The organism is Kitasatospora sp. NPDC059646 (assembly GCF_042734615.1).
Classification (GTDB): domain Bacteria; phylum Actinomycetota; class Actinomycetes; order Streptomycetales; family Streptomycetaceae; genus Kitasatospora.
The window spans coordinates 40,634-56,193 of record NZ_JBHWDS010000029.1; the positions used below are offsets into that span (position 1 = coordinate 40,634).

General features: G+C 71.0%; 12 protein-coding genes, 1 pseudogene and 2 CRISPR repeat arrays. Of the genes and pseudogenes, 12 read left to right on the top strand and 1 reads right to left on the bottom strand.

Annotated features, from left to right (window positions below; translation table 11 throughout):
- Nucleotides 1–195: 195 nt before the first annotated feature.
- The 10 genes and pseudogenes from casA (at nucleotide 196) to ACFV1L_RS21190 (ending at nucleotide 11,543) form a co-directional block, all read left to right on the top strand.
- Complete coding sequence (casA, locus tag ACFV1L_RS21145) at nucleotides 196–1,824, top strand: type I-E CRISPR-associated protein Cse1/CasA (RefSeq protein ID WP_380367915.1); 1,629 nt, start codon at nucleotides 196–198, stop codon at nucleotides 1,822–1,824.
- Complete coding sequence (gene casB, locus ACFV1L_RS21150; RefSeq protein WP_380367917.1) at nucleotides 1,821–2,537, top strand: type I-E CRISPR-associated protein Cse2/CasB; 717 nt, start codon at nucleotides 1,821–1,823, stop codon at nucleotides 2,535–2,537. The genes casA and casB overlap by 4 nt, the downstream gene beginning before the upstream one ends.
- 23 nt (nucleotides 2,538–2,560) lie before the next feature.
- A complete protein-coding gene (cas7e, locus tag ACFV1L_RS21155) occupies nucleotides 2,561–3,733 on the top strand; it encodes a type I-E CRISPR-associated protein Cas7/Cse4/CasC (RefSeq protein ID WP_380367918.1) in 1,173 nt (390 codons plus the stop codon).
- Nucleotides 3,730–4,482 carry a type I-E CRISPR-associated protein Cas5/CasD gene (cas5e, locus tag ACFV1L_RS21160; RefSeq protein ID WP_380367920.1) on the top strand — a complete coding sequence of 251 codons (753 nt, stop codon included), beginning with the start codon at nucleotides 3,730–3,732 and terminating at the stop codon, nucleotides 4,480–4,482. Before cas7e ends, cas5e begins: the two co-directional genes overlap by 4 nt.
- Before the next feature lie 202 nt (nucleotides 4,483–4,684).
- Nucleotides 4,685–7,534, top strand: coding sequence for a CRISPR-associated helicase Cas3' (gene cas3, locus ACFV1L_RS21165; protein WP_380367921.1), 2,850 nt, complete (start codon nucleotides 4,685–4,687; stop codon nucleotides 7,532–7,534).
- Between the two features lie 41 nt (nucleotides 7,535–7,575).
- Nucleotides 7,576–8,229, top strand: coding sequence for a type I-E CRISPR-associated protein Cas6/Cse3/CasE (cas6e, locus tag ACFV1L_RS21170; RefSeq protein WP_380367923.1), 654 nt, complete (start codon nucleotides 7,576–7,578; stop codon nucleotides 8,227–8,229).
- Between the two features lie 68 nt (nucleotides 8,230–8,297).
- A pseudogene (locus tag ACFV1L_RS21175) lies at nucleotides 8,298–8,666 on the top strand (CRISPR-associated endonuclease Cas1); the annotation flags it as partial.
- A gap of 12 nt (nucleotides 8,667–8,678) precedes the next feature.
- Nucleotides 8,679–9,195: direct repeats of the CRISPR family, unit length 22 nt; unit sequence GTCCTCCCCGCGCGAGCGGGGG.
- Between the two features lie 425 nt (nucleotides 9,196–9,620).
- Nucleotides 9,621–10,487: a pentapeptide repeat-containing protein gene (locus tag ACFV1L_RS21180; RefSeq protein ID WP_380367924.1), complete on the top strand. Its 867-nt coding sequence runs from the start codon at nucleotides 9,621–9,623 to the stop codon at nucleotides 10,485–10,487.
- Nucleotides 10,488–10,601: 114 nt separating this feature from the next.
- Complete coding sequence (locus ACFV1L_RS21185) at nucleotides 10,602–10,742, top strand: hypothetical protein (RefSeq protein WP_380367925.1); 141 nt, start codon at nucleotides 10,602–10,604, stop codon at nucleotides 10,740–10,742.
- 633 nt (nucleotides 10,743–11,375) lie between these two features.
- A complete protein-coding gene (locus tag ACFV1L_RS21190) occupies nucleotides 11,376–11,543 on the top strand; it encodes a hypothetical protein (RefSeq protein ID WP_380367927.1) in 168 nt (55 codons plus the stop codon).
- Between the two features lie 277 nt (nucleotides 11,544–11,820).
- On the opposite strand, the gene ACFV1L_RS21195 is transcribed toward ACFV1L_RS21190, so the two are convergent.
- Nucleotides 11,821–12,294 carry a N,N-dimethylformamidase beta subunit family domain-containing protein gene (locus tag ACFV1L_RS21195; RefSeq protein WP_380367928.1) on the bottom strand — a complete coding sequence of 158 codons (474 nt, stop codon included), beginning with the start codon at nucleotides 12,292–12,294 and terminating at the stop codon, nucleotides 11,821–11,823.
- 1,519 nt (nucleotides 12,295–13,813) lie between these two features.
- Between ACFV1L_RS21195 and ACFV1L_RS21200 the strand changes: the two genes are divergently transcribed.
- Together ACFV1L_RS21200 and ACFV1L_RS21205 are read left to right on the top strand one after the other, a co-directional pair.
- On the top strand, nucleotides 13,814–14,134 hold the full coding sequence (locus ACFV1L_RS21200; RefSeq protein WP_380367930.1) for a hypothetical protein: 321 nt from the start codon (nucleotides 13,814–13,816) through the stop codon (nucleotides 14,132–14,134).
- A complete protein-coding gene (locus tag ACFV1L_RS21205) occupies nucleotides 14,131–14,475 on the top strand; it encodes a hypothetical protein (RefSeq protein WP_380367931.1) in 345 nt (114 codons plus the stop codon). The genes ACFV1L_RS21200 and ACFV1L_RS21205 overlap by 4 nt, the downstream gene beginning before the upstream one ends.
- 238 nt (nucleotides 14,476–14,713) lie before the next feature.
- A CRISPR array of direct repeats spans nucleotides 14,714–14,930; the repeat unit is 31 nt; unit sequence TCCGGCTGACCCCCGCTCGCGCGGGGAGGAC.
- Nucleotides 14,931–15,560: the final 630 nt, after the last annotated feature.

Here is a 15,560-nt window from a genome sequence, read left to right on the forward strand (position 1 = left end):
GCCGCCTTCATCTGAGCGGTCCCCGCCTGGGTGTGCTGGGCGGGGCGGACAGCCAACACCAACGCGCTCGGGGATGTAACGATCAAAAAGGAGCTCCGCGAGACAACTTCGATCACATGGCGTCACAAATCCCTTACTGTCAGTGGCTGCTGTTACTCCTTCTCCCTGGGATTGCCTTCCAATCGGGAGAGGTGCGTGCTGGTGGCTGACGATGGGTTTCCTGTCAGTTCGGGTGGGTGGATCCGCGTTCTCGCGCGGGCCGATCTGTCTAATCCGGAGCGGGACGAGCTGAGGGCTGTGCTGCCGGGCGCGGTGCCGGGCGGGCAGTCGGTCACCGGTGTGGGGGGCGTGCTGCTGGCGGCTCATCTGCTGAGTGAGCTGGACTTCAGCGCGGTGCCGGTGGAGTCGGCAGTGCGTCCGGTGCTGGCGGCGTTCGCCGCGCGGGTGACAGGGCTCGACGGCCGCAAGCTCGGTCCTGCAGGACCTGGCGTGGGTGAGCGATGGCTGGACCGGTTGGAGACGGTCCTGGCCGAAGGCCGGTTCGATCCGAAGGAGGTCCTCGCGTATCTGGAGAAGGAGTCGGCGGGACTGGGTCTCTATGACGAGGTGCGGCCGTTCATGCAGGATCCGCGGCTCGCGTCGGAGGCGGGCGAGGTAGTGCCTCCGGGGCGGTTGGTGATGGATCGCCCGTCGGGGGCGAACGCGATGTGGAGCGGCCGGGTCCCGGAGTCGACACCGGTGGCGTCGGGGGAAGCGCTGGGGTGGGTGCTGGCGTGGCGGGCGTTCGGCCCGTCGGGAACGGGAGCGGTGCGTTCGCACGGCGGGCGGTCGTCGAAGTCCTGCAAGGCGGGGCCGGCGCGGTCGTTGATGCGGTGGTTCCCGCGGGGCAGGAACCTGTTCGAGTCGCTGGTGCTGTCGGTGCCGCCACCCGACGCGTGGCCGTCGGGTCCGGGTGAGGACCTGGCGCCATGGGAGACGGAGCAGTTGCCGGATCCGCTGGCGCCGGCGGCGCCGTGCGGGGTGGTGTCGCTGTTGACCGGCCGGTCCGCGCACGCGGTGCTGCTTGCGCCCGGTGCGGGCGGTGAGCAGACGGTGGGGTGTCGGATCGCGTGGGGGACGAGCGTGGACCTTCCTGCGGCGGTGGACCCCTATGTGATCGACCGCTCGTCCGGTGGCCCAGCGCGTGCGAAGCACTGGCGGGCGGTGTGGCGGGACCTGGATGCGCTGCTGTTGAAGGAGCGGACGGGCGAGAAGGTGACGACCCGGCGGCCGCGGGTCTTCGACACGGTGAAGGACCTCCCGGTCGACGTGCGGAGGGCGCTGCGGGTGCGGGCGCTGGGCTGGGATCAGGACAAGCAGGACAAGAACAGCGCCTGGGTGTTGGCGGAGACGCCGCCGGTGCTGGAGCTGGTGGAGGAGTGCAGCCCTGACGGGGCGTCCGCGGTGTCCGCGGCTCGGCTTTCGGCGGAGAAGGCGGCGTCGCTGTTGGGGAAGTCGCTGGCCCGGGTGTGGCACCTGTTGAACCCCGGTCGCAGGAGCGATGACCGGGAGGGGTTCGTCGGTCCGGGGATCGCGCTGTTCATGGAGCGGGCTGAGACGGAGTTCTGGCGGGTGGTGGCCGACCCGGCCGGGCAGGCCCCGCAGTTTCGGCGGCTGGCCCTCGGAGTGTTCGACGAGGTGACGGTGGGGGTGCGCTCGGCGACGGTGCGGGGGATGGCGGCCGTGCAGTTGGCGCGAGGCCCGCTGGCGGGTGTGCCCGAACAGCGGGCGCACACGAAAGGCAAGAGCAGAAAGACGAGCGAGAAGAGGGTGGTGGCGTCGTGACGGACGTGATCGATGCGGACACGGAAGCGCTGTCTGCAGAGGATGTGTGCGCGGGCGGGTCGGAGGGGCCGCCGAAGTGGATCGCCTACGAGGTCGGATACATGGAGGCGGTCGCGCGGGCGTGCGGAACGCCGGCGGGGCGGGCCCGGCTGCGCCGGGTGCTGTCGTCGGCAGGCATGGTCTCCGGCTGGGAGCTGCCGGTGCCCGTAGCCCGACTGGTGCCGCGGAATTCGGAGGGACGGCTGGCGTACGGGGCTGTCGCGGGGATGTTCGCGGCCCAGTCGCCGTCGGTGTCGGCCGGCCGCAAGGAGGCCGGGCCGGATGCGGCGGGGGTGTGGCGTCCGGGGCGGGGCAACTTGGGGTGGACCCTGCGGATGGCGGTGCTCTCGGGGGTGCTGCACGAGGACTCGGCGCAGGAGCGGCTGCAGCGGTTGGCGCGGCTGTCGGACCTGGGTGCGCTGGTGGTGCAGTGCCGGCCGCTGGTGGCGCGGGTGGCCGGCGAGGGAGTGCCGTTGAACTGGCCGCTGCTGCTGCGGGATGTGCGGCGCTGGCCGGAGCGGCGGGTGGAGGTCGCGAACGACTGGTTCTTCAGCTTCGCCCACGGCGTGGCGCCGGACGGCGACGGCAGTGGTGAGGGTTCCGGGCCGGGCGGCGACGCCGGTGCGGTGCCCGCTGGTGGCATGGACGATTTCGATTTCGAGGAGGCTTTCTGATGGCTGTTCACATTTGCGCGCACGTGGTGCACGACTACCCGCTGTCGAACCTGAACAGGGACGACCTGGGCAGCCCGAAGACGGTCGAGTTCGGTGGCGCGCTGCGGGGGCGGACGTCGTCGCAGAACACGAAGCGCGTGACCCGGGTGCGGGTGGAGGAGAAGCTCGGAAATCAGGCGCTGCGTACGCGGCGGCTGCCGTCGCAGGTCGCAGCGCTGCTGCGGGAGCGGGGTTGGGACGAGGAGGAGGCGGTGGCGGCCGGCCAGGCCGTGGTGATGGCGTCGGGCATCCAGGGGCTGAGCATCGGCGAGGGCGGGATGACGAGCGTCATGCTGTACGTCCCGCAGCAGGTGGCACAGGAGCTGGCGGACCTGGTCGTCGCGGACCGGGACGCGGTGTTGAAGGTGGCCGCGCACGCGGAGGCGGTGGCGAAGGCGGCAGCCGACAAGAGCAAGAAGACGAAGGCGCCGTCGCTGTCGAAGGAGGACAAGGCCCTCGTCAAGAAGCTGCAGGGACAGGTGCGGGAGATCCTCTCGAGCCGCAACGCGTCGATCGCGGCGTTCGGGCGAATGCTGGCGAACAGCTCGGAGTCGACGGTGGACGGCGCGGTGAGCGTGGCCCACACGCTGACGACGCACGCGCTGGTGGAGCAGCCAGACTTCTTCACCGCGGTGGACGACATCCCGGGGGAGGACACGGGGTCGGCGCACATGGGGTCGGCCGGCCACACGTCGGGGACCTACTACCGGTACGGGTCGGTGAACGTCAGCGAGCTGGTGGGGAACATGGGCGGTGACCGGGAGGCCGCGGAGGAGTTTCTGCAGGCGTTCCTGCGGGAGCTGGCGGTGCTGGTGCCGACGGCGAAGCAGCGCAGCACGGCGCCGTTCACGCCGCCGGCGCTGGTGTACCTGACGGTGCGCACCGATCAGCCGGTGAACCTGTCGGGGGCGTTCGAGGCGCCGGTGACGGCGAAGGCGGGCAGTGGGTGGACGGCGCCGAGCATCGAGCGGCTGGATGTGCACGCGAAGGCCGTCGCGGACTTCTTCGACAAGGAGTCGCTGGTCGAGCACGGGCATGCCGGCACGGCGGACTTGTCGGGGGTGCAGAACCTGGGGGAGCGGATCGCGAGTCTGGGGGAGTTGGTGGAGCGGACGACCCGTCGGGCGCTGGAGCTGGAACTGGAGTTGGCGCGTTGAGCCGTGGCGTTCTGCTGCACCTGTCCGGGCCGCTGCAGTCGTGGGGCGGCCCGAAAGGCGGCAGGGTTCGCGGCACGCATTCGGTGCCGACGCGCAGTGGGGTCACGGGGATGCTGGCCGCGGTGCTCGGGCGTCCGCGTGGTGCGGACATCGGGGACCTGGAGGAGCTGGTGCACCTGGTGCGGGTGGACCGGCCCGGGAAGCGGGTCCGGGACTTCCACACGGTCGGCGGTGGCCTGCCGAAGGAGCGGACGGTGGTGACGGCGGGCGGCGGCCGGCGCGGTGACGCGCTGCTGTTCGACAGCTGGTACCTGGCGGACGCGGCGTTCACGGTCGCGCTCACCGGACCGGACGTGACGATCGCGCGGGTCGCGGATGCGTTGCGGTGCCCGCACTTTCCTCCTTATCTGGGGCGGCGTTCCTGCCCGCCGGCGACACCGGTGCTGATTGCCGACGGTGTCGGCGTTGAGGAGCTGCTGCTGCGAATGCCGCTGCACCGGCCCCGGCCGGAAGCGCTCTGGGGTCAGGAAGCGCAGCCGGTGCAGGTGGTGTACGTCGCGGAGCGGGCGCCGGTGGCGGAGCCCGGCCGGCCTGCGACGCGGCAGGTGCCGGATGTCGGGCTGGTCGGGCGTTCGTGGACGAGCCGTTCGGTGTGGGAGAGCAGCAGGTTGCATCCGGCCGAGCAGTGCGCCGGGTACGGCACGGAGTTCGTGGCGGCGCTCACCGAGTGGCGGCGCGCGATCGCGTGAGGCCCGGCTCCCGCAGAGCTGTTCCGGACCGGGGTCTGTCCCGGTCCGGGACAGGCCCCGGTCCGGCCAACGGGTCGTCAGCCGGGTGATTCGTCAACTGCTGGGGCGGTGGAGCAGGGCCCTGCTGGTGCGTGTCCTGCCGGGGCGGGGCGGCGGGGGTGCCGCTGTTCGCAGTTCTGAAGTTCGAGTGAGGAGAGAGGCTGTGGCCGTTCGACGGCACGACAGTGGGTACTGCGGCACGTGGGCGAAGTCGAAGGGCTTGGACGACGCTCTGACCAGGCCCTATCCCCTGCGCGGTCACCTGATCGACACGGCCGCGATGGCCGGGGAGCTGTGGGACTGCTACCTGTCCGAGGGGCAGCGCCAGATGATCGCCGAGAGTTTCGGCGTCGACGTCGCCGAAGCGGGCGCCATGGTGCGCTTCTGGGCGGGCCTGCACGACATCGGCAAGGCCTGCCCCTGCTTCCAGGGCCAACCGGGCGGGCCCGCCCCGGCCTTCCTCTCCGACCCGGACTTCGCACCGCCCACAGGCTGGATGAACCAGGATCCAGTCGCTCACGAACGGGTCACTCACCTTGTCGCCCCGCACCTGCTCGCCCGCTACGGCTACGACAGTACCTCCCGGCCGAGCAAGTCCTCGGCACACCAGGTCGCGCAGATCCTCGGCGGCCACCACGGGGTGTACGGGCGGGCCCTCGACCGGGAGCACCTGGCCGATCCGTCCGGCGGCGATGTCCGGGTCGGGACCGCGCCGGGCTGGCCGCGCGAGCGGCAGGAGATCGCCGACCTGCTGTACAGCCTCACCGGCAAGCCCGTCGCTCCGCGCTGCATCGCGAAGCCGGCTGTCGCGGTCGTGGTGACCGGTCTGATCGTCACTGCGGACTGGCTCGCCTCCCGCCTCGGCTGGCTGAAGGCACGCCGGGCCCAGTGGGAGCGCAGCGACCGAAGCGACTGGCAGTCCCACTACGAACGGGCCGCCGCATACGCCCCGAAGGAACTGGCCCGGGCCCAACTGTCGGCACCGCGTTGGAAGCCGGCCGCCACTTTCCGCGACGCCTTCCCCGACATCGAAGACCCCCACCCGTTGCAGGCCGACCTCGACCGCCTGCCCGACATCATCCGCGCCTGCGGCAAGCCCGACGACAAGCAGGACAACCGCAGCGGGCTCGTGCTGATCACGGCCCCGACCGGAGACGGGAAAACCGAGTCCGCGCTGTACGCAGCACTCGTCCTTGCCTCCCTGTCCCACCGCCCTGGGCTGGCCGTGCTGCTTCCCACGATGGCAACCACCAACGCCATGTGGGAGCGCGTCACCGAATACGTCGGCAGGCAGGCGTCGAACGCCATCGCCGTGACACTGCAGTACTCCATGGCCTGGCTCAGCCCCGACTACGCCCCCGGAGAGGGCCCCGCCGACGACACCGTCCTCACCGAACGCTGCGGCTGCGCCCGTCCCAACGACTGGCTGCGGGGCCGTCACCGCGGCTGGCTCGCCGGCGCCACCGTCGCGACCTGGGACCAGGGCGCCATCGCCGCTCTGCCGACCCGGTTTGGCTGCATGCGCTGGCTCGGCATGTCCGGCAAGACGATCATCATCGACGAGGCCCACGCCTACGACGCCTATGGCCACGCCCTGACTGTCCGGCTCCTGGAATGGCTCGGACAACTCCGAGCCCCGGTCGTCCTGCTCTCCGCCACCCTCGCCGGCAGCATCGCCCGACGCCTCGTCAACGCCTACCGCTTCGGCGCCGGCCACGGCACTCCAAGCACCGTCGAACCCGCCTACCCGGGCTGGCTGTTCGCGGACGCCCGCACCGGCGACGTCACCGCTTCCGAGGCCCTGAAGACCACCCGCGCCCGCGACCTTCCCATCACCACCATCACCGCCCGGCACACCCACGACCCGAAGCAGCGCGACGGCCGTGCCCACGCCCTCCTCGACCATCTCGCACCCCTGTACGACGCGACGGCCGACACCGGGAGCGTCCTCGTCGTGTGCAACACCGTCGGTGACGCCCAGGCGACCTACAAGGTCCTCACCACCCACAAGTACGGCACCCGCAGGCCGAGGGTGCTCCTGCTGCACGCGCGAATGAGCGAACGCCGCCGCGACAGGGGCACCGACAGGCTGAAGAAGCTCCTCGGCAAGTCCGGCCCGCGCCCGACCAGGCCCGTCATCGTCGTCTCCACCCAGGTCGCCGAACAGAGCCTCGACATCGACGCCGATCTCGTCGTCTCCGACCTCGCACCGCTCGCCCAGCTCCTCCAGCGTGCCGGCCGCTGCCACCGCCACGACATCACCGGCCGCGGCACCCGCCCCGCCTGGGCACCTCTCCCCTCGCTCACCGTGCTCGTCCCCACCGGACAGCTCCCGCCCCGCGCCTGGGGCCACGGCGACAAGCAGGTGTACGAAGCCGCGCTCCTGCGCCGTACCGCAGAACACCTCGCCCAACTGCCCGCCCACGGCATCCGCGTCCCCGAAGACGTCGCCGCGGCGATCAACACCGTCTACGCCGACTACAACACCCTCGCCGAACAGGCCCTCGCCCAACACGACGACCGCCAACTCGCCGGCCGTGACGCTGCCAAGCAGGCCGCCGCCGACATCCGCACCATTCCCCGTCCCGACACCGTCACCGACCTCTACCCGCTGACCACCTACGACGGCGACGAGGACGACCTGACGACCCGCCTGGGCGCCGACACCGTCCGGCTCCTGCCCGTCTACATCGACGAGAACGACAAGGCCTGGCTCAACCGCCAACGCACCAGGCCACTGCCCGAGCCCTCGGGCGGCCAACAACTCGACCGCGCCACCGTCAAGGACTTGGTGCGCCGCAGCATCCAGGCACCCGCCCACTACCTGCCCTCCGACGACTCCCGGACCCACACTCCGGAGGAATGGAGCAGCACTCCCGTCGCACGCGACCTCAGGCTCCTGCCGCACCGTCGCACCGGCACCCCGGCCACATGGAAGTACCAAGCCCCAACCGGCCACACCCTCCACGCCCACCGCGCCTACGGCCTCGTCCGTGAACGCGGAAATGACTGATACCAACCAGCCCTCGACTCGGATCGACCCAGGAAGACCTCATGACCCTCTGGCTGACCCGCATCATCCCCGACCAGCGAAACCGCGACGTCCACCGCGACGGCGACGACGCCGTCAACCTCCACCACAGGATCATGTCGCTGTTCCCCGACGACATCCCCAGCACCGAACCCCGCCGCCACCTCGGCATCCTCTTCCGCACCGAGACCAGCCACGACGGCGACCGGATCCTGCTGCAGAGCAACCGCGAACCCGACCTCACCCAACTCCCCGCCGGCTACGGCACCACGGCCGCCAAACCCCTCACCCCGCTCCTCGACGCCCTGCGCAAAGGCCTGCCCGTCCGCTACCGCATTGCCGCCAACGCCGTCCGCAAACCCGGCGCCACCACCCGCGCCCTCTACAACCTCCCCGAAGTCGTCCCCCTCAACGGCCCGCACGCCGACGACTGGTGGACCCGCCAGGCCGAAGCCGCCGGCCTCGCCCTCACCACCCTGCACTCGACCCCCCTGGACGCCGCCATCGGCAACCGCCACGACAAGCAGCGCGTCCAGCACGCCCGCACTCTCTTCGAAGGCACCGCCCACATCACCGACCCCGACCTCCTGCGCACCCGCATCCGCGAAGGCATCGGCCGCGGCAAGGCCTACGGCTGCGGCATGCTCAGCATCGCCCCCCACAGGGAAACGTGGTGACGCCCCCGCGCCAACGCTCCGGCACACCGGCCGGCGCCCGGCGCAAACTCGCCGCACCCACCGTGGCGATGCTGCCCCGCATCGCCGACTCCCTCTCCTTCCTCTACCTCGACCTCGTGCGGATCGTCCAGGACGACACCGGCGTCTGCGCCGAGATCACCACCGCCCAGCGCGGCACCGAAACCCTCTACCTCCCCACCGCCGCCCTCAGCTGCGTCCTGCTCGGACCCGGCACCTCCATCACCGCCCGCGCCCTGGCCACCCTCGCCCGCCACGGCACCACCGTCGTCATCGCCGGCTCCGGCGGCGTCCGCTGCTACGCCGCCACCCTCCCCGAATCCCTCAGCACCACCTGGCTCGAACGCCAAGCCCGCGCCTGGGCCGACGACCGGCAGCGGATGGCCATCGCCATCGCCATGTACCGCCAGCGCTTCGGCAACACCGAGATGGTCCTCCCCGCGCGAGCGGGGGTCTGCCGGCGCTGGAGAGCGAGGGCCTCATCACGATGGCGTCCTCCCCGCGCGAGCGGGGGTCTGCCGTCCACTGCGATCACCACGATCGCGGAGTGGTGGTCCTCCCCGCGCGAGCGGGGGTCTGCCGGGATTCCGACGCTTCGGAGATCGCCCGCCAGGGTCCTCCGCGCGCGAGCGGGGGTCTGCCGCCGATCGAGTTGGTCGTCGAGTCGGGATTCAGGTCCTCCCCGCGCGCGCGGGGGTCTGCCTTCCCAGCGCGGCGAACCGGCGGGCGATCTCGGGTCCTCCCCGCGCGAGCGGGGGTCTGCCGGCCGTGTACGGCGGCGGCACGATCGCCGAGATGTCCTCCCCGCGCGAGCGGGGGCCTGCCGTTGACAGGGGCGCGGCAAGGGTGCGACAGGAGGTCCTCCCCGCGCGCGCGGGGAGGACCCGATCGCCCTCCTGGCTCTCCGTCAGGCCGACGGCTGACCCCCGCTCGTGCGGGGAGGACCGGATGGCCGGCCGATGGTTCGGCGTCCAGCCCGTCTGCCGCAGCGTCCAGCTCGCGGCCAGCTGCCCAGCGGGCCCGGCCGGGTGGGGCAACGGGCGTGTCTCCGGACCGTCGCGGATCAGTTCCAGCCATTCCAAACGCCCTCGCGGAGAGGCAGGGATGCGCAAGACTCTACGGATCTTGTTCACACGGGGGGCCGCCGTTCGCGGCGTTTCCTCGGCAGCGGTGGAGGTTCGGTGGAACACGCGTCGGCGCTCGCGGACGAAGGAGCAGCGGCTACAGAAGAGGCACCGTCCGCAGCGGCGGCCGCGGGTGTTTCGCCCGGCCCGGTTGCTCCCGTCGTACCCATCCAGGCCGCTGTTCCCCCGGCGGGGCCTGCGGCCGGTCCGTCGGATCGGGAGCGCCGGGCAGAGCGCATGCAGTGGGCCATGGCGTTCGCCACCGGGTTGCCGGGACTGGCCGCCGTGATCGCGCTGATCTTCACCTTCGCGCAGGTGATGCAGACCCAGGAGACCCTGGCGGTCACGGAGCAGGGGCAGATCACCGACCGCTTCAACGCGGCGATCACCAACCTGGGATCGGAGACGATGGAGCTGCGGCTGGGGGGAATCTACGCACTCCAGCGGATCATGACCGACTCGGGCCGGGACCGGCAGGCCGTAGTGGAGATCCTCGGCGCCTACGTTCGTGTCCACTCCCCGCGGCCGGAGAAGGCCCCGGCGAAGAAGAGCGAGCTTCCGGTCGACATCGCCACGGCCCTCAAGGTGCTCAGGACTCCAAGTGACGGGCACCTGGATCCAGGCACCATCGACTTCCACGGCGCCGACGTGCACGGGGTGGACCTGCACGACCTCGACCTGTCCGGAGCGGACTTCAGCGGTGCGGACCTCACCGCCGCCAGCTTGAGTTTCTCCGACCTGATGGGGGCGCAGTTCGTCGGAGCCGACCTGACGGGAGCCACCCTGGGCGGGGCCGGCGAACCGGACAACCCCAGGTACGGCAAGGAGCCTTTCGCTGGCGCGTCCTTCCGCGACGCCGACCTCACTGGGGCCGAGTTGGGCGGCAGCAACCTCAAGTACGCCAGCTTCCCCGGCGCCGTCATGACCGAGACCCAGCTCCAATGGTCCGACCTCACCGAGGCCACCATCACCGTGGAGCAGGTCGTCGCCGCCTGCCCGAGCCCCGAAACCAAACTGCCTCCCGCGATCTCGGCCGACCCCAGGGTCAAGCAGCGCCTCGACCAGCTGGCCAGGACCCCCTGCCCAAATCATGCGGGCGAGGCACCGAGGGACTAGCGCAGATTCGGGGCACAGCCGCCCGGTGACCAGGTGAGACCGCGTTTGAGATCTCACGGGGTGGTGCGCCGGTGCGGTCGAAAACCGGGTTGACCTGTGGTGAATGATGAGGGCGTGATCTCCAAGGACCGTGCCGTCGAGCTCGTCGAGTCGCTGTTGGCCGAAGAACGGCTGACGTGGGCCGGGCCCGAGCTGGCCGTCTGCGACGTGGAGGAGCGCGCGGTCGCCGACTGCAACGTCGGCCTTGCTCGGTGACCTATCGATCAATCACCCGGGAAGGTATGCCCTGCCGAGCCGATCCACAGGCTCCGAGCATTGCTCTGACTGACACGGTGTCAGCAGCGAGGGTGCGGCGGTGCGGTTGTCGCTGGACCGTGACGAGGCCATGGCGCGGCCGGGACGGGGAGTCGGCGGTCGGCGCGCGCACGGGCGGAGCGTCTGTGCGCACGACCTCGCCGACGGCTGACCCCCCGCTTGCGCGGGGAGGACTTCGCGACCTGCATCGTTCTGGCGGCTTTGCACTTTCTTTGCCGGGACTGGTGGCTGAGGGCGGTTCAGATGTCAAAGGGCGGCGTGGTGCATCCTGTCACGGCGGTACGACGATGCCCCCGGTACGGATCTCGGGGCTGCACCGGCTGAACCTCGGAGACAACCCGGCCGCCGCGGCGGCACCGAGGACCGCCGGCGGCTGCCGAGGCGGCTGAACCAGGTACAGTGGGAACAGCAGCTGAGTGAGAGCTGACGATGCACGCGCACTATGGGTTTGACCCGAGCCCTGGCGATGCTGTCGAGACCCTAGTCTGAAGCCGTAATTCCCAGCACTACGAAGCCGGTTCGGGTTGGCGAGACGTAGGCGGCGGGCTACCACCAGTTCTTTGGGGTAACTCCGTGCTTACGTTCCAGATTGTTGTTTTCGTTCTCCTCGCGCTGATTGCTCTCTGCGTGTTCGTTGCCGTGCTGCACCCTGATGAGAAGCGGGGGGCTCGTGCCGTGAAGGTGCTGGCGATGCTGCTTCCCTTCCTCAACCGCGCTTCGCGCTTCCTGCCTCCGCAGTAGCCGTTCTAGCTGCTATATGCCTCCCTGAGCGGCCCACAGGACCCCGCGCCCCTCCCCAGGGCGTGGGGTCACCTGAAATTGAAAGGGGCTCAGGGGACGTGTTCAGCCACGGATTGGGGTGCCTCGGGACGGCCTGAGGGTCTGCGGGGACGGCTAGGGCCGGGTTCAGGCCGTGCCCATATGGAGTGCGCGGGCCAGGTTCGGCGCCCGGTGTTCCCGAGGGCAACACCGCCAGGCCGCCTCAAGTCGGCAACTGGCTCTCGCCGATGACGGGAGGTCAGCGCGCGGCGGTGTCGGTGCCTGTACCGAGCTGGCGGGAGCGGGTCCCGCAGGCCGCGTGGATCTGCGCGCGGAGACCGTTGGCCGGAATCTGCCCAGCCGGCGTCGCGGGCCGGATGTGCGCGCGCTGCTCGGGCGACCAGTACTCGTCGTGGCCGAGCGAGAGCACCGCCTTGGCGCCGTGCAGCAGGTTCGGGTCGGCGGCGACGTCGATGCAGGTGGTGTACGACAGCGGGATGCCGAGCTTCTCGGCGAGCGCGATCAGCGGCGCCTCGTAGACCAGGAACAGGCCCGCGCCGTCGTCGTACTGATAGGGCCGGTCGAAGCTGACCTGGTTGGAGCGGGGGGCAGACCGGGTGAGGACCGCGTTGGCGGCTGACGTGAGCCAATTAGGGCTGCAGCGGGCGTGTCGGAGGAGGCGCCAACTTGACAGTGGCGACGCCGCGTTCAACAGGGCGGCGGTGCCGGGCACGGGCCTTGTTCAGCGACCCGCTGACGCTGTCACGCCTTGAACGGCGCGGACCTTGCCGCCGCCTCCTCTGTGACGTCCTCGGCGGGGTGCTCGGCGCCTTGAGTCACGAGTCGGCCTCGGCGCGACGACTGGGGTTGGCCGCTGCGCAGCGCACGGGTGCAACGGGCGCTGCGTGACACAGTCCTGCTGGGTGTGACCGATCTTATGGTTCTCTGCGTCCCTATCACATTGCCCCGGTCAGCGGGCGGATTTGGCCTGACGTGCAGTCAGCGAGCGGGGGCTCCATAGGATCAGCAGCACGGTGGCTCAGTGCCCGTTCGGGCCCGCTGCTCCTTCCTGCCTGCCGTGGGCCATGTCGCCAGCACGGCGCTCTCGCGGCGGGCTGAGAGGAGCAGAAGTGGGCCGTCACGGTAAACGCCACCGCTGGAAGGGCCCCGGCCGAGAGGCCAGTTGGCTCGTGTTCCGCATCGCGATGTGGATCTACGACCACTGGCTCTGAGCCGGGGACCGACCACAACGAGGGCCGCCCACTCTTTCCACGGATCGGGCGGCCTTCGCCTTCTCCGCCCGAGGGCAGGGAGAAGCTCAAAATCCCTGAATCTAATCCATTAAATTCAGGTGCCGCACTGCAAGCTCCTCATCGCAAGTCCCGCAATGCAGCCGTCTCGAACAGTACCCGGTTGCAACTTTCCGGCAGGGCTTTTCACGGCGGGGTTCCTCAAAATACGTCGAACCCCTTGCGTGCGCACTCGCGGGTGGGATACGTAGCAGGTTCCACGAGGGCGTTGGCGCTAGACGGGCCACCTACTCACGTGAGTAGGTGGTGGATGCAACGGCCTACAGGTCAGCGGGAACGTTCCACGCACCTCACGTCGCTGAGCGTCGCAGGCGCCCGCTGATCGCGCCGCCTGGAACGGATCCGCCGACCGTCCCTGAGGACCGCCGCCGAAGTGGTGGGCTTCCCCAAGCGGGCTGGGCATCGTCAGATCTCTGACGGTGCTTCGGTTTTCCGCGGCTGGTCCAGGTGAGATCCGGGCCCTGGGGCCGTATGTGATCGGACGCGGTCTATCTCTGTCAGATCGCGACTGCTTGGGCACGGCGCTGGTCGCTGACGATGGTGCGGCAGCCTGTTCCGACAGCAGTCACACAGCGGTGTCGGAGGTGCTGAACGGACCTGGCCGGAGCAGACGGCCGTTCGAGCCGGTCGGACGCTCGGGCGCGGGAAGGGCTCCGGCCGGGGGGCGTGATAAGGGATCATGGGTGGTGGCGCGGGGGCGCATCCCTGGAGGACCAGCGCCCGTGCCCCGCCCCACCCGAGCTCAGCGCGCCGCCATCGCTCAGTGGCGGGCGGACGCCGGCGAACTGCGTCTGGCCGGCGCCGACCCGCTGACCGTTGGCCGGAAGCTCGCCGCCGACCCGACCCTGAACTCCGACCGGATCGCGTACCCGCTGGGGATAGGGGCACGAGCTGTACGCCAAGGGCCGCCCGGCACCGGACGAGGAGACCCTGATCCGGTCCGTGAACCGGGACATCACGGAGACCCTGGAGCAGCGGATCGCCTCGTCGCAGGCCGACGTGGAGGCGCTGCGGGCCCTGGAGGACGCCCGGCTGGACCGGCTGTTCCTCGTCGCATACCGGCGGGCGGTGCGCGACGGCGAGCTGCCCGCGATCGACCGGGCGCTGCGGATCATGGAGCGCCGGGCCCGGCTGCGGGGCCTGGACCGGCCGCTGCGCACGGAGATCAGCGGGCCGGACGGCGGCCCGATCGAGGTTACCGACGCGACCGTCGACGAGCTGGCGGCGCTGACCGACCCGGACGCCGAGCGGGGCGAAGGGTGAGCGGCGTCGAGCGCCTGGTCGAGCAGTACCGGAAGCTGTCGGTGGAGCGGCGCAGGGAGATCGCCGCCCGGGTGTCGCCGGCGCTGCGCACCCGGCTGGCCGCGGTGGAGCGGGAGTTGGCGATGCGGCACTCGCCCGGGGCGCTCGCCGCGCTGCTCACCGACGGCCGGGAGATGCAGGCCCCGCACCTGGACCTGATCGACCAGGCGTTCCAGCGGATCGCCGAGGGGGAGCCGATCCGGCTGCTGCTGACGATGCCGCCCCGGCACGGCAAGTCGCGGCGCGCGGCCCGGTGGGCGCCGCTGTGGTACTGGCGCAGCGCCCGGACCACCGGATCATGATCGCCTCGTACTCCTCCGACCTGGCCGACGACCACGGCCGGTGGATCCGGGACGCGATCACCGAGTGTGGCGACCAGCTCGGCCTGAACCTGCACCCGGGCAGCAAGGCTGCGAACCGGTTTGACATCGTCTCGAAGGAGGGCGGGCTGTTCGCGGCCGGTGTCGGCGACGGCCTGACCGACAAGGGCGCGAACCTGGCCGCCGTCGACGACCCGATGGCGGAACTGCCGGAAGCTGGCGGCTGACCCTCGCTCGCGCGGGGAAGACTACCGAGCCAGGCCTCCTCGGCGGCAACCCGTTCTAGCGGCTGAGCCCCGCTCGCGCGGGGAGGACGGCCAACTCTTCGAGCGCGTCGCGGAGGAGTCCGGCTGACCCCCGCTCGCGCGGGGAGGACCGTACGCGGGCCAGCCCCTCGGAGACCTTCTCCGGCTGACCCCCGCTCGCGCGGGGAGGACACGGTGCTGCGCTCGATCTGTGCCCGGGTCGGCGGCTGCGCTCGCCAAGAAGCTGGGCCCATGCCCGTGCGCAGAACCACTCGCCCTGGCCGGCCTGCGACGCCACCTCGCGTTCGTGGCCACGCTCAAGGAGCTGCGCGACCAGGTCGGGCGGGATGCAACCGGACAGGGTCCTGGCCTGACGATCAAGATCAGCGGCGTCCACGGCACCGCACCCTAGACCCCACCGCCGACGAGTGGCACAGAACCGGTACGCCGCACGGCCGACTCGGCGTACCGCCGGCGCTGTGGTCGTCTTCGCCTGCTTCGTCGTCGGGCGGCCGGACCGGGCCGAGGTCGCGCGGGGGCCGGCGACCGTCCGGGGGCGATCTTGTATTGGACCTGGGGCAGAGCCTGCCTGGGCCCGGCAGGTTCTGCTGCTCCCGGCCGTGGAGGCGCGTGCCGGCCCGGGACTGCTGTCGTCGGGCGGGGTCAGTCCTGGGGTGTTCCTCGGCCCGGTGCCGCCGCCTCCGGTGGATCAGGGCGCCCTCAAGAGGCTGGCCGTGATGGAGGACATGGAGCGCACGGGTACCACCGGTCACGAGTTCGCCGTCGGCCGCGCCCTCTGCCCCCGCACGACTCCGGTGCCCG